Annotated in this window: 16 protein-coding genes and 1 pseudogene; 11 read left to right on the top strand and 6 right to left on the bottom strand. The window is 51.6% G+C overall.

Annotated features, from left to right (window positions below; genetic code table 11):
- Window positions 1-243: 243 nt before the first annotated feature.
- Window positions 244-3,114 carry a glycoside hydrolase family 10 protein gene (locus tag IQ268_RS22195; RefSeq protein ID WP_228035628.1) on the bottom strand — a complete coding sequence of 957 codons (2,871 nt, stop codon included), beginning with the start codon at window positions 3,112-3,114 and terminating at the stop codon, window positions 244-246.
- A 679-nt stretch (window positions 3,115-3,793) separates the two neighbouring features.
- On the opposite strand from IQ268_RS22195, the gene IQ268_RS22190 reads away from it, so the two are divergent.
- The 8 genes from IQ268_RS22190 to IQ268_RS22155 all read left to right on the top strand — a co-directional run bounded on the left by IQ268_RS22190 (window position 3,794) and on the right by IQ268_RS22155 (window position 11,766).
- Window positions 3,794-4,537, top strand: coding sequence for a hypothetical protein (locus IQ268_RS22190; protein ID WP_193883832.1), 744 nt, complete (start codon window positions 3,794-3,796; stop codon window positions 4,535-4,537).
- Window positions 4,538-5,763: 1,226 nt separating this feature from the next.
- Window positions 5,764-6,246 (top strand): MSMEG_0572/Sll0783 family nitrogen starvation response protein, encoded by a 483-nt coding sequence (locus IQ268_RS22185; protein WP_193883829.1) that lies wholly within the window; start codon window positions 5,764-5,766, stop codon window positions 6,244-6,246.
- A gap of 76 nt (window positions 6,247-6,322) precedes the next feature.
- Window positions 6,323-7,375, top strand: coding sequence for a Nit6803 family nitrilase (locus tag IQ268_RS22180; RefSeq protein WP_193883827.1), 1,053 nt, complete (start codon window positions 6,323-6,325; stop codon window positions 7,373-7,375).
- Between the two features lie 21 nt (window positions 7,376-7,396).
- Window positions 7,397-8,560: an MSMEG_0568 family radical SAM protein gene (locus IQ268_RS22175; protein WP_193883825.1), complete on the top strand. Its 1,164-nt coding sequence runs from the start codon at window positions 7,397-7,399 to the stop codon at window positions 8,558-8,560.
- A 75-nt stretch (window positions 8,561-8,635) separates the two neighbouring features.
- Window positions 8,636-9,160, top strand: a complete 525-nt coding sequence (locus IQ268_RS22170) for an MSMEG_0567/Sll0786 family nitrogen starvation N-acetyltransferase (RefSeq protein ID WP_193883823.1) — start codon at window positions 8,636-8,638, stop codon at window positions 9,158-9,160.
- Complete coding sequence (locus IQ268_RS22165) at window positions 9,154-10,149, top strand: sll0787 family AIR synthase-like protein (RefSeq protein ID WP_193883821.1); 996 nt, start codon at window positions 9,154-9,156, stop codon at window positions 10,147-10,149. Before IQ268_RS22170 ends, IQ268_RS22165 begins: the two co-directional genes overlap by 7 nt.
- 73 nt (window positions 10,150-10,222) lie before the next feature.
- A complete protein-coding gene (locus IQ268_RS22160; protein ID WP_193883819.1) occupies window positions 10,223-11,458 on the top strand; it encodes an MSMEG_0565 family glycosyltransferase in 1,236 nt (411 codons plus the stop codon).
- A 20-nt stretch (window positions 11,459-11,478) separates the two neighbouring features.
- Entirely contained in the window at window positions 11,479-11,766 is a 288-nt protein-coding gene (locus IQ268_RS22155) for an MSMEG_0570 family nitrogen starvation response protein (RefSeq protein WP_193883817.1), read from the top strand.
- 66 nt (window positions 11,767-11,832) lie between these two features.
- On the opposite strand, the gene IQ268_RS22150 is transcribed toward IQ268_RS22155, so the two are convergent.
- The 4 genes from IQ268_RS22150 to IQ268_RS22135 all read right to left on the bottom strand — a co-directional run bounded on the left by IQ268_RS22150 (window position 11,833) and on the right by IQ268_RS22135 (window position 19,894).
- Window positions 11,833-14,562, bottom strand: a complete 2,730-nt coding sequence (locus IQ268_RS22150; protein WP_193883815.1) for a PAS domain S-box protein — start codon at window positions 14,560-14,562, stop codon at window positions 11,833-11,835.
- 238 nt (window positions 14,563-14,800) lie between these two features.
- The gene (locus tag IQ268_RS22145; RefSeq protein ID WP_193883813.1) at window positions 14,801-17,476 is read right to left on the bottom strand and encodes a GAF domain-containing protein; all 2,676 of its coding nucleotides are present in this window, start codon (window positions 17,474-17,476) and stop codon (window positions 14,801-14,803) included.
- A gap of 235 nt (window positions 17,477-17,711) precedes the next feature.
- Complete coding sequence (gene era, locus IQ268_RS22140) at window positions 17,712-18,623, bottom strand: GTPase Era (RefSeq protein WP_228035633.1); 912 nt, start codon at window positions 18,621-18,623, stop codon at window positions 17,712-17,714.
- Between the two features lie 146 nt (window positions 18,624-18,769).
- Window positions 18,770-19,894: a succinylglutamate desuccinylase/aspartoacylase family protein gene (locus IQ268_RS22135; RefSeq protein ID WP_193883809.1), complete on the bottom strand. Its 1,125-nt coding sequence runs from the start codon at window positions 19,892-19,894 to the stop codon at window positions 18,770-18,772.
- A gap of 198 nt (window positions 19,895-20,092) precedes the next feature.
- On the opposite strand from IQ268_RS22135, the gene IQ268_RS22130 reads away from it, so the two are divergent.
- Window positions 20,093-20,335 (top strand): hypothetical protein, encoded by a 243-nt coding sequence (locus IQ268_RS22130; protein WP_193883807.1) that lies wholly within the window; start codon window positions 20,093-20,095, stop codon window positions 20,333-20,335.
- Window positions 20,336-20,465: 130 nt separating this feature from the next.
- On the opposite strand, the gene IQ268_RS22125 is transcribed toward IQ268_RS22130, so the two are convergent.
- Window positions 20,466-20,882: a secondary thiamine-phosphate synthase enzyme YjbQ gene (locus tag IQ268_RS22125; RefSeq protein ID WP_193883805.1), complete on the bottom strand. Its 417-nt coding sequence runs from the start codon at window positions 20,880-20,882 to the stop codon at window positions 20,466-20,468.
- Window positions 20,883-21,148: 266 nt separating this feature from the next.
- On the opposite strand from IQ268_RS22125, the gene IQ268_RS22120 reads away from it, so the two are divergent.
- Together IQ268_RS22120 and IQ268_RS22115 are read left to right on the top strand one after the other, a co-directional pair.
- Complete coding sequence (locus tag IQ268_RS22120; protein WP_193883803.1) at window positions 21,149-21,499, top strand: histidine triad nucleotide-binding protein; 351 nt, start codon at window positions 21,149-21,151, stop codon at window positions 21,497-21,499.
- Between the two features lie 149 nt (window positions 21,500-21,648).
- A pseudogene (locus IQ268_RS22115) lies at window positions 21,649-21,862 on the top strand (photosystem II q(b) protein); the annotation flags it as partial.

The raw sequence follows: 21,862 nt of genomic DNA, 5'->3' as shown, positions 1-21,862 counted from the left end.
ACTGATACTCCGCTAAATCTACCAGGTTTATGCACCATCTAAACCACTCAGGCCAATTCTTCCTAATCCATCTTTTGGTTGAAGGTGCAGAACTCATTCCTGGACTCGTCTGAAAACCCACTTCTCATGATTTTTCGTTTAATCGATGAGTTGCAGCATCTATCTATAGAGACACATCAAAGCTGCGACAGAGTGCCCAACTGGCGCTGACGCTACACATGGCTATTGGCTGAGGTGGCCGGGTTATCGAACGGCTCTTCGATCGCTCTCCGGCTCCAACACGACGCGTTCGCCATAGTTCAACAGCGTTTCGATGGTTTCTAGCCGATTCTTCCAGGTGCGAACCCGGTAGCTCTGGTTGAGCGATTGTAGCCGCATCCAGCTATCAAACTGCTGATTAAAGCGATCGAGCTGTCTACGGGTTTGCTGAAGCCGTAGTTGGGAGGGGTTGTTGGATAACTCCGCTAAAGCCACCCCCAACTCGTCTGCCCTGGCTTGCCACTCTTGCCGTTCGCGTTCGCGTATCCACAGCTCGCCGCTAGACAGCATATAGCCCCACTCTCGCTGAAGACTGGTATAGCGGTCGGTGGCAGCGGCAAACGGTTCACGATAGGGAATGGGGCCTGCCGTAGCGGCACGTTCTGTTCCCTGGGTTCGGGTAAAAATAGATTGCAGCGTATCGTTCAGGTCAGCCGCCGCGAATAGGGAGTACCCTCCAGCGGGCATGTCTCGTAACGCCTGGATCTGGTCGATCGCCGCCGATTCTGGCAGGTTCAACAGACGGATTCCGGGCAAGATTAAAACCGAGCCTAAGTTGCTGCTGTTGGTTAACCAGGGGCCAGCAAGCCGCTGTAAACGGTTGGTGTCCATGGCGTAGCTCATCGGAACAATCAGATCAATGTCGCCTTGACGCGCCCACACTTCCCAGTTTTGCTGAATTTTCTGGATGCGCTCATGTTCAGACATGGCAAAAACAGCGGCGGACAAAATTAGATCAGGACGGCGACGGCGCAGCACGCGAGAGGTTTCCGCAACAAATGAATTGATTTGCTCTGCTCGAAAATCAGTCCATTGCTGCCACAGTTGGCGATCGCCAGGAGAAATCTCAACCGGATCGACCCCGGTTAACTGCTGAAACTGTTGCCGCGCTGCGACCCCATACCCATAAGTCCGTCTGGCTCCTGGGTCTTGAAACGGATACCGGATGTAGTCAAGTTGCAGGCCATCTACGTCATACCGCGTTGCAATTTCTTGAAACAGACGCAGCAGGTAGCTTCGTACCGCTGGATTGGCCGGATCAAGAAACGGTTTGCCCTGACCCGGAGGAATAATGCTGCCCCGGTTATCATAGTTGGCCCATTCGGGGTGAGCCGATAGCACTGGCCCTGGATAGTCTGCCGGAAGATTCACAATCGTATTGTGCGCCTGGTTGCCAGCGGCAAATGCCCACACCCAGGCATGAAGCTCCATCCCACGCTCGTGAGCCAATTCAACGGCAGACTGTAGCGGGTCCCAACCAACGGTTAGCGGGTTTTGTTGGGGAGCCACCTGGCTGGGGTAAATGGTGTACCCCGCGTTCACCGTTTCAAAAAAGACCGTGTTAATTCCTGCCTCGGCCATGCGATCGAAAATTCGTGCGAGTCCCTGTTTCGATCGCGCCTCCACAATGGTGCCGCGATCGAGCCAGATTGCCCGAACTTCCGACGGAGCAGTAGGGCGATCGGTCGGAAAGTTGTCCCATAAAAGCTGTCGAGCTTGCAGCCACTGCTGCCGAGCGTCTCCATAGTTGCGCTGAGCGACGAGTTGGGGAAAATTATCCAGAATTTGGCGTGCTTCTGCCAGCGTTGCCTGAGTAGTGGCCTGAGCAGAGGATCTCAGGGTGGCTCGGGGTGGAAACGCATCGTCGGCACTGGCCGTTAAAACCGGACTGGAACGGGTTACATGGGGAGCCGAGGCTGGGGGAGAGATCGCTTTTAAGTCTGAGGAGGTATTAACTGAGTTGGCCGAGAGCAGCGCGCTTTCAAACCGACCGATCAGGTTTTCTAGCTCTTGCCGCATGGCGATCGCTTCCATCGTTGTAATGACGCGATCGCCATACCCCACATCAATGCCTGCTGGGGCAACCTGTTCAGCCGGGTCTTGAGATTGAGGAACCGGATTTTGAGATTGAGGAACCGGATTTTGAGGTGCGGTGGGCAACGCTAAGGGACGGTTGCGGTTGATGGCGACGGGTGCGGTTGGGCGAGCAGCGGCAACGGGTCGTGCTGGGCGGGCGGCAACCGGAGGCAGGTCGTGGAAACGATGGACAGCGGCTTCTAGCCACACCTGATCAAACTGGCTGGGAACGGCAGTACTTCCCCACTGCCATCCGAGGAACGTTGTTTGAGCAGTGGTGACCACAGCGGCAGTATTTTGAGCCGCAACGCTTGCAGTAGGGGGAGGTGGCGATGGCACTACAACAGAGCCGTTGCTCCAGGTTAGCAGCGTTTCACTGCCTGACCCAATCGGGACGATTGCACCGCCTGCAACGGAATTAGTAATATCACCGCGCTGAGTCCAAGACTGGCTTGCCCCTTCGACTGGGGCGAGCTGTGCGGGTTGGGGTAAGGGGGCAGACCAATAGGCTCCAAGCAGCGATCGCATTGCTTGCCGAACGCCATGAAACGATTGGTGCCCGATTGGCCCACTGGCAATGAGTCGTCCACCCTGATTCACCCAGGATTCCAGGGCAATCATCTGGGTTGAGGTAATGAGTTCTACATTGGGCAAAAACAGAACGTCAATATCTGCCAGATCCGCTGGATTCAGCACGGCCTGAAGGTCTATGACGCGATGGGGAATGCCTGTTGCTTGCAGACGAGCCATAATTTGCGGCCATTGAGCCGAGTTATCCTGGCTCCGCACGACTCCTAGCACAATAGATTGCTGACGTTCAACCGGGTTGGCATGACCGCCCGTAACCGCTTGCGCCTGGGCAAGTGGCGCAATGCTGGGTATGAGTAGCAAGCTTCCTGCCAGCGTTGCTACCAAAACCTCGCCAAGGGTTTGAACGGCGGAAGCAGCCAATAGGCTGTGCTGCCAGCGGAGTGAACGAACAAGACGATACTGAACCAAGAACCTTACTCCTCACGTCAAAACAACTAACCAAAGCGGTGGCTAATCCACCGCCAAGGATGCCTGAAACTAGAATGCCCGGAATGCTTTTAAGTTTCGCGTTAGCGATTGTTGAAACCAGCCTTTGAGTTTAGAACCGAAGCTCCCTGAATTGCGGTGTTCATTCCATTCGGGCTTAACCTACACCTGATTGATGTGAAGCAAGAGACAGCCTTCAGCAACGCCGTGCTAACCAACAACGCCGTGCTAATCAGTTGAGTTTCAGCTATGCCTGAGTTGAAGCCATGAATTAGATACCAAACTAGAGACCGAACAGCGATCGCCCTGACATCGCTTAGAAAACCAAATTGACATGAGATCCACCGTCGTACAAAAAGTGGCAGATGATACGAAAAAAAAGCAGATTTAACTGAACTTTTACAAACAGATTTTTAAGTTGTTAAAGATAAATAATTACCAAAACCGGAGTACATAACCCAAGCGCTTTGGCTAGCGCTGCTGGATGCAATGGGCAAAATCTTCATGCGTCAATTAAGCTTAGATGTCTAATTTTTAGGATGATAAGTTTTCTTAATTTCATAATATTTGTCCTGTGGCAACCGCTATTTGGCTGAATGATGAGGTGATGAAGCCCCATCGATAACCACATAGAGCCATATAGAGATTAGGACGTCTGACTATGTACGACTTATCGAGGTTTACCCAGGATGATATGTACGATTGTGCGATCGCCCTGCGCGGTATGGATCTGGGTGCTAGCAGCATGGAAGAGGTTGCCAACCGTATGGTTCGCCACCTCTATCACTATTTGATTGATCCCAAAACTGGCAAACCTGCTTGTGCTCTGGTTCGTTTCTTTAAAACCCATCCCTATGGCGAATTAACTCAAGATTTGCAAGAAGCGGCTCGCGCCATCCTCAAAGGTCGTCCTGTTTCGCTAAAAACGAAATGCCTGACCTTGCTGGCAACAGCAGGTGATAAACCGCAATGGAACACCCGATATGGTTCCACAGGGCATCAAGCGATTCCGCTGGTGGATCTGGACTTCATTTACCGAGCGCCGATGATTTTGCAGCTTATTCAGCAATTTGGCTTAGAAGTCAACACCGTTTTGGAACCAGCGACCTCCTTGATCATGGATTTAGAACGAACGACCTTCAATGTGTTTTATGTGCCTGACGCGTTGGGTAGCGATCACATTCCAGCACAGGTGGAATTTGTAATTCCTCACCGTATTGGTTCTGTGCTGGGATTTGGCGGAATGTTGCCGTCTGGAAACTTGTTTGCCATCATTCTGTTTACCAAAACACTGGTGCCCCAGGAAACAGCAGATCTGTTTAAGTGGGTGTCTGCCTATGTCCGAATTGCGGTATCTACCTTCGATCGGGAGTTGGTTTTCGCGCAGGGTCAGTTAGTAAGATAACCGCGAACCAAGCCACTTGGCGTAGCGATCGCGTGTGTGAGTAGTGTCAGTAGTGTGGTTGACTATCTGCCTTATAACATCCATCCGTTTCTCAAGTTCGTTTGTTAGGTTAAGAAAACCCGTGAGGAAGAGAGTTCTAAGTTTCCAGGCTTTCTTCCTCATGTTCTCATGGGTCTACGACTAGTTTGGAGCCACGTTGAGATCACTCCTGTTTAAATCGACAGGGTTAGCAGGCTTAATTCATCACCAGGGACTTGATCGCTTCAATCATCCTGTCCTAACCATCAGACCTCGACCTCTCCGCCTCAATTTTGTAGCTGAAGATACAAGGCTGCATTCAGCCTCCTTTTACTGTGCACGTAATAGGAGGCGATCGTTCTGGGAATAAGCTGCACAAACACTCAGAACTTGGGTCAGTAGAGCTTTATGGTGTTCTGCAACGATGCAACTGAATCGGTCTGCAATGATGTTTGAACCGTAGCAACTGTGCTGCATCAATTCTCTACATCTCTTGTTCTGGATCTCTCTGGGGAGACTCTGAGCCAGTCCTGGTTCAACATTCCGCAGACGTGGAAGCTTAGCGCCTGCACGCCAAAAAGGAACGGTTCGTGTGACATTCAGCACGTTTAATGCAGCCTCTACAGCAGGTAAGGCGAGCTGCAAAACCAGGCAAATTGAAAGTTTACATCAGTTTCTATTGAGAGAAGAAAGGCTACACGAATGGTTAGATTTTAAGTATTGAACTGCACAATAGATACTCCAAAATTCTTTGAACTGAATGATATTTGTTGATTGAGAGGAGGCGATCGCCTATCTGTCGGAACAAACAACAAGCATAGACAAAGATGAGGAAAATCTACGAAACATAAATCTTCAATAACGTCTGCTTATTCAATCCGCTATACTGCTTTTTGGCAGATTGGTGCAGTATTTATTAATAGCAAGTCAAGGGTTAATGCTTTGAGGTTACTCGATCGCAGCGTTTTGTTTTTTCTAGTTTCTGTTTTTTCAGACAAGTAGCTGACAATAAGTGTTGGGTTTGATGGAGGTCAGTTATTAAAATTTCTGAACGTCAAACGTAAGTAAAAATCCGTCGCTTGTATCGATGAATACACACTATCTGGTGGCATTAACTTTAAAGTTGTGTTTGAATTGGTTGATAGAAAAGAACTCGTTTTCAGAGTCTTTCTGTTGTTGGTGAACGTTGTGTTTTATAGGGGAAATTGATGCCTACAGTAGAAACTCCTGCTCATAAGTCTGGCGACTTCTTTGTTGATTACGAGGAGAAAGTTTTTCCTGATGTCAAAGCAGAACCAGGTGAGAAAGCGTTGGTGACGTTTCATACCGTTGCGTTTGAAGGGTCAATTGGTTTGGTTAACCTGTTGCAGGCTCTTCGTTTACTTCGCAAAGGGTTTGAAACCTCAGTTTTGCTCTATGGCCCCGGTGTAACGCTGGGTATTCAACGCGGGTTCCCAACCCTGGGTGATGAGGCGTTTCCGGGCGCACAAAACTTCAACAACCAGCTCAAGAAGTTTATGGATGAGGGTGGCAAGGTCTATGCCTGTCGGTTTGCGCTACAAGCGCTTTACGGTCATGGCGAGCCTTCACTGATTCCTGGGATTCGCCCTATCAATCCTCTAGACGTGCTGGATTTAGTATTGTTGCATCGTAAAGATGGAGCCTTTATTCTCGATACTTGGACGCTCTAACAGGTAAAAGAAGGCTGAGAAATCGTTTGTTTCTCAGCCTTCACTTGTGCGTTATGTCGAACATAGGAGGATCGTTATGGATTACTCGCGCACGGTTCGAGCGGCCGCCGTACAAATCAGTCCGGTGCTGTTTAGTCGAGATGGGACCACTGAAAAGGTGTTGCAGGCGATCGCCTCCGCTGCTAAAGCAGGCGCTCAACTGGTCGTATTTCCAGAAACCTTTGTTCCCTACTATCCCTATTTCTCCTTCATTCAACCTCCCGTATTGATGGGCAAAGAGCACATGCGCCTTTATGAAGAGGCGGTTGAGGTGCCCAGTCCCGTGACGGATGCAGTGAGCCGTGCGGCTCGTTCCTATGGCATCGTTGTGGTTTTGGGTGTAAACGAGCGAGATGCGGGTTCGTTGTACAATGCCCAACTGATCTTTGATGCTGACGGCAGCCTCTTGCTGAAGCGACGCAAGATTACGCCCACCTACCATGAGCGCATGGTATGGGGGCAGGGAGACGGCTCTGGCTTGCAGGTATTGAATACGGCTGTTGGTCGGCTGGGGGCGCTGGCCTGTTGGGAGCATTACAATCCACTGGCGCGGTATGCGTTGATGGCACAGCATGAGCAGATTCACTGCGCTCAGTTTCCCGGCTCAATGGTGGGGCAAATTTTCACCGATCAAATGGAAGTGACGCTGCGCCATCATGCTCTGGAAGCGGGCTGCTTTGTGGTAAACGCGACGGGTTGGCTGTCGCCAGAGCAGGTCGGTCAAATTACAGCCGATGAAGCGTTGCAGCGGGTCCTAAGCGGGGGTTGCAATACAGCCATCATTGGCCCAGAGGGAAACCATCTCTGTTCTCCGATTACAGAGGGAGAAGGAATGGCGATCGCAGATCTCGATTTTTCGTTGATTACCAAGCGCAAGCGCATGATGGATTCGGTAGGGCATTATGCTCGTCCTGACCTGTTGCAACTGGGGCTGAACACAGACGCACGCGCGGTGCTAAACGAAATTAATCCTCAAGCGGTGTCGGCACCGGGGAAAGGCAGTCATGATGATCCGCTGCTGGCGATCGCCTCACCCATTTATCCGTTGTCATCCGACAGTGTAGACAAACAGCTCATTGCTGACAGCTAAACGCTGATAAGCTCCTTGCCAATGAACAAACAGCAGTTAATTACAGAATTACAATCGAACGGGCTAAAGGTCGGAGCCACACATTTAGAGAACGAAGCCGGACAACTCCCTGTCTCTTCGACTCTAGACGCTGTGCTGTTAAACCCCCAAGACCTGAGTGCGGCTGCCCGTAAGGGTGGCGCGGGGCCATCCGACCACAAAGCGGTGACAGTTGACGGCACAACGGTGATGGTGCCTATCTTCACCAGTACGGCAACACAGTCGCCCTATCAAACCGAGTTTGACCCGGTGACCAAGCAAACGGTCTTGAAGCGGGATGGAGTGAACCCAATCCCCATCAGTTTTCCGACGCAGCCTCAGTTTTATCGTCTTACCACAGCAGACGGTACTCCCTATTGGAAAATTGCCCTGCTGCATAGCCATGATGTTTTAGCCACAACGGTGTTGCAGACCTGTATGCGCTACAGCGATGCGGCAACATCCTGCCAGTTTTGTGCCATTGGTCAATCGCTGGAGGCTGGACGCACGATCGCCCGTAAAACTCCGGCGCAGTTAGCAGAGGTGGCCGAGGCAGCGGTGCGGTTGGACGGGGTAAAACATCTGGTGATGACCACGGGAACCCCTAACACCAGCGATCGCGGTGCTGCCTACCTGACAGAGTGTGCCAGAGCTGTTAAAGCGGTGGTTGATTTGCCAATTCAGGCGCAGTGCGAACCGCCGGATGATTTTGCCTGGTTCCAGCGGATGAAAGCGGCGGGTGTTGATAGCTTGGGAATGCATTTGGAAGCGGTTGATCCGCAGGTGCGGGCAAGGGTGATGCCTGGAAAGGCCAGCGTCCCGCTGGACTATTACTTCGAGGCATTTGCTGCCGCTGTGGATGTGTTTGGGTGGGGGCAGGTTAGCACCTATCTGCTGGCCGGGTTGGGTGACGATTTGCCCACGTTGTTAGAGGCGTGCGATCGCCTGACTCAACTGGGTGTTTATCCATTTGTTGTGCCGTTTGTGCCCATCACCGGAACGCCACTGGCTCACCAACCCGCACCAAGCAGTGAATTGATGATGGCGCTTTACCAGCAGGTGAGTGCCATGCTTCAACGGGCTGGTTTGTCTTCACAGGAGATGAAAGCCGGATGTGCCAAGTGCGGAGCCTGTTCAGCGCTGTCAACCTTTGAGACTCAAGATTGACGCTACGCCAGTGCGCTAAATCAGGCGTTAAACCGCTGTCGTTCAAAATGATTCAGCAGGAAGGAGTTACCATTCATGGCAGGCGATCGCTATAGTTTCAAGCTTGCTACATCAGCCTGGGACGTAAGCGCTTACTTCCAGTTGCGGCAAGCGATTTTCTGTCATGAGCAGGCGTTGTTTGCCGAGAGTGATGAAGATGACATCGATCATCACGCTTATCCAATTGTGGCGATCGACAACACGCTGACGACAGGCAACCCTGTGGTTGGGGTCGTCCGAATTTATGAGACGGAACCAGGATTGTGGTACGGCGGCAGATTGGGCGTGCATCAAGACTATCGCCGCGCCGGACGTATTGGTAAAGGATTGATTTACAAGGCTGTAACAACGGCGAACACCTGGGGCTGTCGGCAGTTTTTGGCGACCGTGCAACTCCAGAATGTGCGGTTTTTTCAGCGGCAGCATTGGCGATCGCTGGAGGAAATCTTGATTTGCGATCGCCCCCATCACTTAATGGAAGCTGACCTCAACTTTTATCCGCCCGGTCACGAAGGCCGCCCCGTCTTATCAACGCTCGTCGGCGAGGCATCGGCGTGTTAACCGAGTTGGTAGACCAGTTGCGGCAGTCGTTGGGAATTTTGCAAAAGCAAGATATCCAAACCGTAGCGCAACAAATGAAACGGTGGAGTAGCGCTGACGCTGATATCTTGCTGGGAGACGACTGCGCGGCAATTCCAGACGGAACGGGGTATTTACTATTTGCGGCAGAGGGCATGTTGCCACAGCTAGTTGAAACAGAACCGTGGTTTGCGGGCTGGTGCGCTGTGATGGTTAACGTCAGCGATATCTATGCCATGGGCGGCAGACCGATCGCCGTGGTAGACACCTTCTGGAGCCAATCTCAAGCGCTCAGCGAGGCTCTTTGGCAGGGGATGCAAGCCGCTTCGATGGCGTATAACGTTCCCATCGTGGGAGGCCATACCAACTGCCGCAGTCCCTACAGCGCTTTGTCTGTTGCTATTTTGGGACGGGCTAGCCGTCTGTTGTCGAGTTTCAATGCCCGACCGGGCGATCGCTTACTGATGGCGATCGACCTGCGGGGCAAGCCGCACCCCCAATACCCCTTTTGGAATGCTGCAACCGAGGCTGACCCCGCGCAACTGCGTCACGACCTGGCTATTTTGCCGCATTTGGCAGAAGCAGACCTGTGTGATGCGGGTAAAGATATCAGCATGGGAGGCGTGATCGGCACATTGCTGATGTTGCTAGAAACCTCTGGCTGCGGCGCTACGGTAAATTTGGATGCGGTGCCCTGCCCGCAGACGGTTGCCCTGGCGCGTTGGCTGCTATGCTTTCCCAGTTACGGCTTTTTGCTCAGCGTTCGTCCTGAATGCGTCGAATCGGTGCGATCGCACTTTCAGCAGCGCGATCTGGTTTGTGAAGCGATTGGGGACGTACAGCCCACGCACCAGTTGATTTTGCAGTCTGGGGCAGCCTCCAGCGTGTTTTGGGATTTGTCTCAGCAGGCGTTAACCGGCTTTGCCGCTGTTACCCCGTCAGACATTCCATCAGATACCCGATCAGAGTAGACTGCGATTCCCTAGCATTAGACTCATTTATAGCTTGCCGCCATCGATCAACGGCCTCTATTTCCTGGCTCTTATGAACACTGCTTCCCCGTTGCGTATTGCGCTTGTGACCTATTCGACTAAACCGCGAGGCAGCGTGGTGCATACGCTGGAACTGGCAGAAGCACTGCATCGTCTGGGGCAAGCGGTTTGCGTGTATGCCCTGGATAAGGACGGCACCGGGTTCGATCGCGCTCCCGCCTGTGATTATCAGCTCGTTCCGGCGCGATCGGCTCCGGCAGAGGTTGACGCACTCATTCAACAGCGCATTCAGGAATTGGGAGACGAGTTAAGCCAGTTTAAGCGCCCCCATGATATTTACCACGCACAGGATTGCATTAGCGCCAATGCCCTGGCTCGCGTGCGGGACGAAATTCCTAGAACCGCTACTTCTCGCACTATTCCTCATTTTGTGCGAACGGTGCATCACATTGAAGACTTTAACAGCCCCTATCTACAAGCCTGCCAGGAGCGATCGCTTCATGCCCCTGACCTCTGCCTCTGTGTTAGTGCCATCTGGCAAGAGGCATTGTGGCGGCAGTACCAGATTCGAGCCTCACGAGTGCTAAACGGTGTCAATGCTCAACGGTTTACCCCAACCCTGGACGGTTCGGAAGCAGCACTTCAGCAACGGTTAGGGTTAACCGGAACGCCGATTTTTTTGACCGTGGGCGGGATTGAGCCGCGCAAAAACTCGATCGCGCTGCTGCAAGCGTTCCGTCAGGTATTGACATCGTTTCCCCAGGCTCAGTTGATCATTGCGGGTGGCGAAACCCTGTTTGACTATCGGCCGTATCGAGAGCAGTTTTTTGCGATCGCCCACACTTTAAATATTGAGCTAAACCGCTCAATCATCCTACCTGGCGTAATTCCAGAACAAGATTTGCCTGCTTTGTATCGCACGGCGGACGCGTTTGTATTTCCATCAGTCACCGAAGGGTGGGGCTTAGTTGTGCTGGAAGCGATCGCCTCAGGGCTGCCTGTGATCACCTCTAACCAGCCTCCGTTTACCGAATTCCTCTCTGCACAACAAGCCCTGCTGGTCGAGCCATCCTCACCAGAAGCGATCGCCTCCGCAATGATAGCCGTGACCGATTCCACCCTGGCTCGCTTGCTTGTGGCTCAGAGTCAGTCTATTCTGCCTCGTTACACCTGGGATGCTTCTGCCCAAATGCACCTGCACCATTATCATGGTCTGCGGTACGGCGAATCCTCCGGCTGGAATCCTCAACTGAGCGATCGCATCTCACCCTCCTCGTTATCTCTTTAGCGTTGCGTTTTAACCTCTCTATGCCTGAAATTCGGTTCCAAATTGAACTTCCCGATGGTTCCCAGGAAACTTGCTACTCGCCTTCACTGGTGGTCAAAGACTACTTTGTGCCCAACCAGGAATATGCAGTAGATGATTTTGTGGCTCGTTCGCAAACGGCGCTGCAAATTGCCAGCGATCGCGTTCAAGCCAAATACGGAATGCCCTGTAGTCTGGCGTTGGGGCAAATTGCACGAATTGAAACCCTTATGGCTCCGTATCGTCAGGTTCCTGGCTCCAAAATCCGCCTGGTGCAATTTATTGAGTAGTAACGCCACTTCACCTGTTCGTTACTAACCTGATCGTTTCCCATCCATCCTTAACGGTGCGAGACGCTAGCGGCGGCGTAACAGGCTCAGTATGGTGGTGGCAAGGTCGGCTGCATCCACGGGTTTGCTCATGTGTTGTTGATAGCCTGCGGCTAAACTGCGATCGCGGTCGTCATCTCTGGCATAGGCGGTGAGCGCAATGGCTGGAATTTGTCCACCCGCGTCCGGCGATAGCGATCGCACGTATTGAATCAACATGTAGCCGTCTTGTTCTGGCATACCGATGTCGCTAATCAGCAGGTCGGGAGGCGAGTGGTGAAGCGTGGCGATCGCCTCATCCACTGACGCAACGGCTTGCACGTTGGCACCCGACTGCCTCAGGCTAAATTCCAGCAGGTTACGGCTATCGTCATCATCTTCTACTACTAAGATTTTGATGCCGTCTAAGGTTGGCATGTTCGTTGCCGGTTTCTGGGTGGTATCCGTTGCTGTTCCTGGCTGCATCAGGGGCAACTGTACCGTAAAGGTTGCGCCTTGATTCAGGCCAGGGCTTTCTGCATAAATGGTGCCACCGTGAAGTTCTACTAAATGCCGTACGATCGCCAATCCAATCCCTAACCCGCCAGAGGTGCGGGTGGTGGCACTATCCGCCTGCCGAAAATAGTCAAACACATGGGGCAAAAAGTCAGCACCAATTCCCTTGCCTGTGTCGGTCACCCTCATTTGAGCGTAGCGAGTCACCAGTCCTTCAGAGGCTGGATTGACGGTTTGCCCATCGTCCTCTACGGTTGTCAGGCAAACAGAAACCCGTCCGCCAGCCGGGGTAAACTTAACCGCGTTCGAGAGTAAGTTCCAAACGATCTGTTGCAGTCGATTGGGGTCACCAGAGACAAAGCCAATGTCCCTCGCTAACTCTGTGTGAATTTGAATTGATTTGGCGCTAGCGGCGAGCCGCACGGTTTCGATCGCCGCCTCAATGACCATTGGCAACCTGACCGGGCGAATCTCCAGGCTAATTTTGCCGCGCAAAATTCGGGAAACATCAAGCAGGTCTTCAACGAGCTGCGTTTGCAGTCGCGTGTTGCGTTCAATGGTGGCTAGCGCCTGCTGCAACGTTGCATCATCGGGTCTGCGCCGCTGGAGCAACTGAGTCCAACCCAGAATAGGGTTCAGCGGAGTCCGCAGCTCGTGAGACAGGACGGCTAAAAACTCATCTTTAATGCGGTTGAGCGATTCTGCTTCGGTGCGAGCCGCTTGTGCCTCCGCCAATACCTGCTCTCGTTCTCGCTCTACTTGTTTTTGTTGCGTCAGATCCAGATAGAAGCAAACGACCTCCTGGATCTGCTGGTTCGTTTGATGCAGCAGCGCACCGCCTAGCAAAATAGGAATGCGGCTACCGTCTTTGCGAATGTATTCCTTCTCAAACGGGGTAAAAACGCTGCGTTGCAACAGTTCTGCTGATGCTTGTTCATCCAGGTACAGATATTCTGGGGGGGTTAGTTGCTGCCAGTTGATCGTTCCTGAGAGCATTTCTTCTCGGCTGTAGCCTGTGAGTTTGAGCAACGCATCGTTGACATACAGAAACTGACCTTCGGCATTGCCGATCGCCACTCCCAGCAGGTTCGATTCTACTAACCGCCGAAACCGCCACTCGCTTTGCTGCAAGGCGGCTTCTGCCTGTTTGCGCTCGGTGATGTCCAAAAACAGGCCGTCCCATACGGTTGAACCATCGGCTTGTTGCTGCGATCGCGCCATGCCCTGTACCCATTTCAACTGGCCAGAAGGGGTAATAATTCGCCATTCCAACCGCCACTGCATTTCAGCGTCTGTATGGTTGGTAAACGACCGTTTAAACGCTTCGCGATCGTCTGGATGAATGGCATTCCAGGCCAGTTCAGCATCGGCCAAAACGGCGGTCGGGCTGAGTTCATAAAGAGACTGACAACCGGGACTAATGTAAGTGAAGCAGTCTGCACGGTCATCCGGGTGCTGCCAGTACTGATAAATGACACCGGGCAGGTTTTCGGCCAGTTGGGTAAAGCGTGCTTCAAACTGATGGAGTGCCGCTTCAGCATGTTTGCGATCGGTGATATCTTCCGTCACCTCGGCAATGCGATACACCTGCCCGGAGCGATTTCGTACCGGAAACATGCGCGATCGCACCCATCGCACTAAACCATCGGGACGAATAATGCGGTATTCCTGAATTTGCCTGCCATCTACATCTTCAGACCGGGCTGCAATTAAGCGATCGCGATCGTTAGGGTGAACGGTTTCTAGAAACGAAAGCGGGTATTGGTACAGTTCCTCGCAGGACTTTCCCCAGATCTGCTCATACGCCGGGTTGACGTACAGAATTTGATGATCGTTAACCGACGCCAGCCAAAACACCTCCTGAATACTCTCCGTGAGCTGGCGTAGTAAGTCTGAAAGTCGTTTGGCGCTCAGGCTATAGCGCTGTTCATCCTGGTGCAACACTCCAACAATGCCGCTAATCAGTCCGCCTTCTAATACAAATAGTAGAATCGAAATGGGTTTGCCCAAACTATCATCTAATACAGTGTCGTAAGGGACTGTGAACCAGAAATAGCTGGCCAGCCCCGCCCAACTGGTGGCGATCGCCCCTGCAATCACGCCTCCATACCAGGCACTAATGACTACCGCTGCCCAAAACAGCAAAAAGGGGCTGGTCAACGTAACAAACGATGCCAGAATGAATTTGAGTACGGCTGCAACTAAAACAACTAGACTGGCAAAAATACCGCGTCGCGCAACAGAAAAATAGGTGTGTGTCATGCCGCGAATAGAGGATTAGGTGAATCCGTATGGTTGGACAGTGGGACTCAGTGTACGTCCTTACTTGCAGCTATCACTATTCAAACGACCCAGACTACTACCCTGTGAGATAGATAGCAATATTGCGTTACATAATCCATCTAACGGTACAGAAATGCGTTAACCGCAACGTTCAAATAACGTCCAGATTGCAGGTGCTATGAAATCACATATCTGGCTTCAGGAAGTTGGTCTGGCTTCAGGAAGTTGGAACAAACGGCAGTTCCAGAATGAAGCTGGTTTGTTGAGTGGTGCTGCACACCTGAATGCGTCCCCCCAGATGCTCTGCCAGCTTCTTGACCAGCGCTAAACCTAACCCTGTTCCGCCATGTTGCCAGGGATCGCGGTTTGGAATGCGGTAAAACTTGTCAAAGATGCGAGATTGCTCAGCGGGCGGCACTTCTACCCCCGAATTAGAAAATTGCAACTGGAAGCGATCGCCCTGTATCCTGGCTGATACCGTTATGGTTTCGTTTGCCGGAGTATATTTACAGGCATTATTCAGCAACTCTGTGGTGATGCGATCTAAATCAGCGCGGTCGGTCGTCAACAGCGGCAAATCAGACGGAAGCTCTATCTGTAAATGCTGTTGCTGTTGGTGCATTCGTTCCATAAACGGTTCCACCAGTCGATCGATCCATTGAGGCACACTAACCGCCGTCAATACCAAGGGTTCGGTTCCAGCATCCAGACGCGACAGGTCGAGTAAATCGTTAATTAAACTAATTTCACGCTGGCATTCCGTTCGCAAAATTTGAAAGTAGCGCGAAGCTTTTTGTAAGGTTGCTGTTGTGACCGATAGCGAGTGGGGGACGGTTAAAGCGGCCACGGAACTGGATGGCAGGGTGGCTAATTCCTTGCTTTCCTGGTTGCGAAACAAAATGAGTTCCAGCATTTGCGTCGCCATTTTGATGCTAGACATGGGAGTTCGCAGTTCGTGAGACACGGTGCTGAGAAAATCATCCTTGAGACGATGCAGTTTTTCTAGCTCTTGCACCTGCGCCTGCGCCGCCTGATAGAGCCGAGCTTGGCGAATGGCGATCGCACATTGATTCGCAACTTGCTCGACTAACCGAATATCCTGCTCATTGAAGGCATAGTATTTGTGGTTGATTAACCACAGGTCGCCAATCACGCCCTGGTCGTCGAAAATTGGGCTGCTGAGCATGGCCACATGGCCACGGGTAGGGTGGGGTACCAGTGAGCAAAACTGAAATGACTGCCCACGAAACAACTGATCGTAAATTTCGCCATAGGCTGCCAGTTGAGCGACCCGTCCATGCGACGACGAAACAGAGATAGTGTGTTCGTAGCGAATGGTAGAGGTACCCTGCTCCAAATCATACAAAGCAGCATTACAGCAATTGACCCCAATGACTTGCGCCAGTTCTTGCACTGCCGCCTGTAAAATCTGGTCTTCCTCTAAACTGTCACGAACTTTATCGGTAATGCGCTTAAGCGTGGCTTCAAAATCAAAGGCAAGCCGCAACTGAGCCGTTCGTAAATTGATTTGCCGTTCCAGGTCGGCGTTGAGGCGTTGCACCTGCTGATACAACTCCGACTGCTGGATCGCAAATTCGACCTGAGAGGCGATTTCTTCGAGCAGGTCAATTTCGGCGGGTTGCCAGTGTCGGCTCGATTGGCACTGGTGTGCAATCAGCAGTCCCCAAAGCCGATCGTTTTGCCGAATCGGAACCACTATTTTAGACTTCACCTCAAGCTGCTTGAGTAACTCCACCAAACAGTCAGACATTGAATCTTGCTCAACATCTGAAACGGTTCTCACCCGTCCTTCCAGGTATAGCTGGTAGTAGTTTGGCGGAAGTATTGCTTCTGGTAGCAACTGCCCCCGAATTGCTTTGCACCCCGGAGCAACGGCTTCCATCATGACGCTGCCGCTGCCGTTGGCGTGCAGGCGATAGATGAGAACGCGATCGGCTTCCAGGATTTGCTGAATTTCAGTAACGGTGGTGTAGAGCGTTTGCTTAAGATCAAGGGATTGGCGCACATGCTGGCCGATCGCCCGCAGCAACTTCTCCCGGTCGGCCTGCTGTCGCAGCGTTTCTTCCGCCAATTTGCGCTCAGTAATGTCTGTTAGCGTCCCCACATAGCCCACTACATTGCCATCGCTATCGCGTTCGGCAATGGCTTGTGCCAGTACCCAAACAACAGCCGCCCGGTCGGGATTCAGTCGGTGTTCTGTATGAAAGGCACCTTCTGTTTGCACGGCTTGCAACCATTCGGCACAAACACGCTGGCGATCGTCTGGGTGAATTGCGGCTTCCCAACCGTTCCCACGTACTTCTGTAATTGTCATGCCTGTCATTTCGCGGTAGTGGCCGCTCGTGTCGATACACTGTCCGTTTGCATCGGCAACAAAAATACTAACCGGGAAAATAGCTGAAATAGCCTTCTGCCAGGTTTTGAGCTGTAACAACGGCGACTGAGGCGGTAACCCATGACAGGCCAGCAACCGTTGAGTACCTTGACCATACCAGGCTTGAAGCGTTGCACGAACAGCTAACAGGCGATCGCCTCGACCAATTAGATGCAGCACATCCTGACGGATTTCGGTAGCGTCTAGCGAATGCTGTACAAACGATTTGAGTTTAGGCTGGTCGGCTGAACTGAACAGGTTGAAAACCGATTGACCCACGATTGTATCGGGTGTGTAGCCCAGGCAAGCCGCACCATTGGGGTTAACCGCTACCACAACCTGGTCAGCGTCTAACGTCAAATAGATTGAAGCTGAGTGGTCGGAAGCATGGGGTTGGCACTCACAAGTGTGAACGGTTGATGAAGAGAGGGTGTCCGTAGTTTGACCCAGATTGAGATCAAGGGGATGGGCTAACTGTGAGGAATCAAAGGAACTCAAGGAACGCAGACTCGGTCTTGATGGAGGGTTGAAAGTCATAATCCCAGCGTATCCAAGCGTCAGGCAGGCAACACTGATTGAATGTGCGATCGCGGCAGGTACGGCTCATCAATCGACATTCCCCCATCGTTCCCGTCCTAGTATCAAGAATCACAAGGAAAAGTTGAGATTACACGTAAGTTAATATTATGTTTACTAACGGTCGCCTGAGACTGGACGATGCCGTTGACCGCCCTCAGTCCTCGACCTGATATCCAAATTCAGCCAGTCGAGTACGCGACTGTCGCCATTTGGGCTGCACCCTCACGAACAGTTCCAAATACACTTTGCCCATCACCAGCTTTTGAATCTGGAGGCGAGCAGCGGTACCGATCGCCTTCAGCATACTGCCGCCTTTGCCCAGAACAATGCCTTTTTGAGAGGGACGCTCGACGTGAATGGTTGCCAAAATACGAGTAATCTCCGGTTCTTCATCCACACGTTCAATTGCGATCGCCACTGAATGCGGCACCTCTTCTCGCGTCAGCAGCAAAATTTGCTCCCGAATCAGCTCTCCCATAATGAATCGTTCGGGCTGATCGGTGACCAGATCAGGAGGATAGTAATATGGCCCCGGTTCTAGCCGTTCAACTAGCAGGGATTGAAGCCTGTCTAAACCGTCGCCCGTCAACGCCGAGAATTTGGTTACTGTCCACCCTTGAACACTGGCCAGTTCGGTATAGGTTTGGTCGATGGCCTCTGCATCTTCGGCCTGCTGATCCGATTTGTTAATTCCCAACAGCACTGGAGTTTGCGTCTGGCTTAGCAATTCGGCTACGTAGCGATCGCCTCCCCCAGCAACTCCGCTTCCATCCACAACAAACAGCACAATATCCACTGAATCGATCGCCATCCGGGCATTTTTAACCAGCACTTTTCCTAACTGATGATGCGGTTTGTGAATGCCGGGAGTATCAACAAAAATACACTGCGCCTCCGGAGTCGTTAAAATGCCGCGCAGGCGGTTGCGGGTGGTTTGCGCTACCGGAGAAGTGATCGCAATTTTTTGCCCTACTAACTGATTCATCAGGGTTGATTTACCAACGTTTGGGCGACCCAAAATGCCAATAAACCCAGATTTATACCCCTCTGGAGCCGTTGGAATCATTCCACTGGCCGCTTCATCGAACCCCGGTATGTCTGGCAATGCAGCGGCCTGAGCGCTGTTTACGTGGGCGCGATCGCTCTCTTGCCTATCGCTATCGTGCATAACAGTAGACCACCACAGTAGTTATCTTCATTCACTGCAACCCGTTACATAATCCCCAACACATATTCTCCTTCGTTCACCGCCTGGTTGATGGCAACATCAAATACTAATCCTTCTGTTTCAGCATAAACCTCTACAACAATAGGTAACGTGCCGTCCTTATTAAACTGAAGTACCTGATAGATGCGTTGCCCTGCGGTGACCTGTGTGCCAAGCGGAACTCTCGCTTGAATCATGCCTCCCACAGGCGAATAGTATCGCTTCACCTGGCTTCTAGACACCAACCGCATGGTTTGGGCAGGCATGGGAGCCGAACCCTGATCTGAAGCCAACAATCCCTTGTGTGCCAGGTATTGCTTAACGCCCTGCAACCCAGATGCCACCGATTCTGGATCAAGCTGCATTGCACTACCCAGTTCTAGCGTCCAGGCTTCTATATCAAATTGCAGCGATCGACCCAGGGAGGCAAAACAGTCTTCCAACGCTAACCAGGGTTTAATAAACGCTTCGTCAAACGCATCACCATCGTATTGATCGAGCAAAATACCTGCCGGAAGCGAGAACAAGGCAGCGCTATCCTCCCGTCCGCGAAAGTAATACAAATAGGTCAATCCCTGGTCGGAAGAGGTATGCAGGTCAATGATATAGTCAGCATCTAAACAAAACGACTGGAGCTGATAACGGTAGCGATCGCCAAACGGCACACCAGCCGAGGTGTTGAGCTGTTCTGCAAGGGCAGCAAACCGAGTTTGAATCCGCTGACGGTAGTTCTGCTGAATGCTCATCGTGTCTAGATTGAGCTGAGATTGGGCAAACGCCAAAATGTCCTCGCTTTCCGTTTCGTAGTCCCAAAAAATACGGTTCCAATCTTTACCGTCGTATGGGTTAAACCGTCCGCTGGCGAAGTGAGTTGCCCGTTGGTTTACCCCCAGCGGGTTGCACACAGGAACCAGCCAAATTTCGCCCCTTAGTGCCGTTTCCTCTAGCGACATCAACCATGCCATCAGTTGATGTAACACCGCGTTTCCAGCCAGTTCTGCTCCGTGCAGATTAGCTTGCAGATAAGCTTTTTTGCCCGGTTCTGCACCGACAAAGCGATAGGTTTGCAGCGATAGGCGATCGCCAGAAGCAAGCTGTAGTAGTGGAACGGTCGTAATCGAGGGCTGCATAGGGCTGAGTCAAGCTGTTTTGATTCAGGATATCCAGAAATTTTAGAAGCCAGTACTGGATTCAGGACGTAACCAGCCTTTCATCAAGGCAGGAATAGCACAGTAGAAATTTTAGTCAACTCATTGTTAAATATCTTAATCTTGTGTTACATTGATTTACATAAAGATTAAACGCATCGTTGATGTCGGAGAAGAAATATGAAAACTGATTCTATGTTTGATGGTCGCTACCTGGCCGAACCCACTGTATTTCGCCCAGACTTCAATCAGTTTCAGCAACTCAATCAGACCCAGGCTTGGGCTATGTTTTTTACCGCCAGCCATGACTACACCGCGCTAGGCGGCAATACAGAACTGGGGCGCTTCTTCACCAACCTGCTAGCCGCGATCGCTGTTGCTGGTGCCGTTGGCTCCCTGATTTACTTTGGTACCTATATCTAAAACATCTCAAACGTTTGAGGATAGCCACTTCTGAGGTAGCTGTCCATCCTATGTATTCCTCCTGTATGACGCTAACGCTTTCATGAAAAGACCCTGGTTCTTGGAGCCAGGGTCTTTTTCTATTCATTATTTATTCTCCAGAGACATGAACCACTAGCTCGCGCAGGTGGCTACGCTGGCGGTGTTCCCAAACATAAATGCCTTGCCAGGTGCCTAAAACAAGCCTGCCGTTCGCGATCGGAATCTGTTCTGATGTGTGGGTTAACACGGTTCGGATGTGGGCGGGCATATCGTCTGGCCCTTCGGTGCTGTGAATATAGTGGTTACCTTCTGGCACCAACTTCGCCATAAAATTCGCCAGGTCTTTCAACACGTCTGGGTCGGCGTTCTCCTGAATGATGAGACTCGCTGAGGTGTGACGCAAAAACAAACTGCACAATCCGGTCTGTATTCCCGATTCAGCAACCACAGACCTGACTTTATCCGTAATTTTGTGTAGCGATTTGCCGTTGGTTTTTACTTCAATAAACTGTTGATGGTGCGCCATAACTAAACCGTATAGTTCTGAGGAAGATCATCAAGGCATCAATAATTGACATCAAGCCCGTTTTTGCAGATCGACAGAGTTGCCTCAGACCGTCTATTTGCAACGGCTCTACCTCTGCCTCTCTGAATCCAGGATAAGCCAGTCACTCCGGACAGTATTGGTAGACGCGGTGCTAATCGTGAGACGTTCCTCCATCGTTTTGTGCAAATCACCTTCAGATCGCCGCATTCCCTTAAAATTTCAGCAGTTCCGATCTGAGATTTTTCATGAGCGAGACTTCAGACACGCTTTTCAGCAAAATCATTCGTCGCGAAATTCCTGCCGACATTGTGTATGAGGATGATTTGGCGATCGCCTTCAAAGATATTCATCCTCAAGCGCCAGTTCACATTCTGGTCATTCCCAAACAGCCGATCGCAAAACTCTCCGATGCAGAATCCCAAGACCATGCTCTTATGGGGCATCTGTTGTTAACCGCTAAGCGAGTTGCAGAGCAAGCTGGCCTTACCAATGGCTATCGCGTCGTCATCAACACTGGCTCTGATGGTGGGCAAACGGTCTACCATCTGCACCTGCATATTTTAGGTGGCCGTCAAATGTCGTGGCCGCCCGGTTAAACGGTCGAGCGGGCAATGTTGGGTTGCTGAACTGCGTAAAGAGTTTAAACGATGGCCTTTACAAAATTCAACATATCCCTTAATATACTTAGTAAGACAGCCAGATTGGCCTGTCCCATCATACATTTCTCGTTCAACAAAAAGCACTCATGACAACAACGATTCAACAGCGCGAAAGCGCCAACCTGTGGGATCGGTTTTGCGAGTGGGTCACCAGCACCGATAACCGCCTGTATGTAGGCTGGTTCGGCGTTCTGATGATCCCCACCCTGCTCACCGCCACCACCTGCTTCATCATCGCCTTCATCGCCGCTCCTCCAGTGGACATTGACGGCATCCGTGAGCCAGTCGCTGGTTCCTTGA

Origin of the sequence: Oculatella sp. LEGE 06141, from assembly GCF_015207605.1 — a bacterium.
Lineage (GTDB): Bacteria > Cyanobacteriota > Cyanobacteriia > Elainellales > Elainellaceae > Oculatella.
Note: the sequence above shows the minus strand (reverse complement) of the source record. Positions and strands in the feature narration are given on the sequence as shown.

Excerpts from the sequence above, each read along its gene's own strand:
- IQ268_RS22190 (WP_193883832.1), top strand. The coding sequence starts at position 3,794 with ATGTACGACTTATCGAGGTTTACCCAGGATGATATGTACGATTGTGCG.
- IQ268_RS22185 (WP_193883829.1), top strand. The coding sequence starts at position 5,764 with ATGCCTACAGTAGAAACTCCTGCTCATAAGTCTGGCGACTTCTTTGTT.
- IQ268_RS22180 (WP_193883827.1), top strand. The coding sequence starts at position 6,323 with ATGGATTACTCGCGCACGGTTCGAGCGGCCGCCGTACAAATCAGTCCG.
- IQ268_RS22175 (WP_193883825.1), top strand. The coding sequence starts at position 7,397 with ATGAACAAACAGCAGTTAATTACAGAATTACAATCGAACGGGCTAAAG.
- IQ268_RS22170 (WP_193883823.1), top strand. The coding sequence starts at position 8,636 with ATGGCAGGCGATCGCTATAGTTTCAAGCTTGCTACATCAGCCTGGGAC.
- IQ268_RS22160 (WP_193883819.1), top strand. The coding sequence starts at position 10,223 with ATGAACACTGCTTCCCCGTTGCGTATTGCGCTTGTGACCTATTCGACT.
- IQ268_RS22155 (WP_193883817.1), top strand. The coding sequence starts at position 11,479 with ATGCCTGAAATTCGGTTCCAAATTGAACTTCCCGATGGTTCCCAGGAA.
- IQ268_RS22150 (WP_193883815.1), bottom strand. The coding sequence starts at position 14,562 with ATGACACACACCTATTTTTCTGTTGCGCGACGCGGTATTTTTGCCAGT.
- era (WP_228035633.1), bottom strand. The coding sequence starts at position 18,623 with ATGATTCCAACGGCTCCAGAGGGGTATAAATCTGGGTTTATTGGCATT.
- IQ268_RS22135 (WP_193883809.1), bottom strand. The coding sequence starts at position 19,894 with ATGCAGCCCTCGATTACGACCGTTCCACTACTACAGCTTGCTTCTGGC.
- IQ268_RS22130 (WP_193883807.1), top strand. The coding sequence starts at position 20,093 with ATGAAAACTGATTCTATGTTTGATGGTCGCTACCTGGCCGAACCCACT.
- IQ268_RS22125 (WP_193883805.1), bottom strand. The coding sequence starts at position 20,882 with ATGGCGCACCATCAACAGTTTATTGAAGTAAAAACCAACGGCAAATCG.
- IQ268_RS22120 (WP_193883803.1), top strand. The coding sequence starts at position 21,149 with ATGAGCGAGACTTCAGACACGCTTTTCAGCAAAATCATTCGTCGCGAA.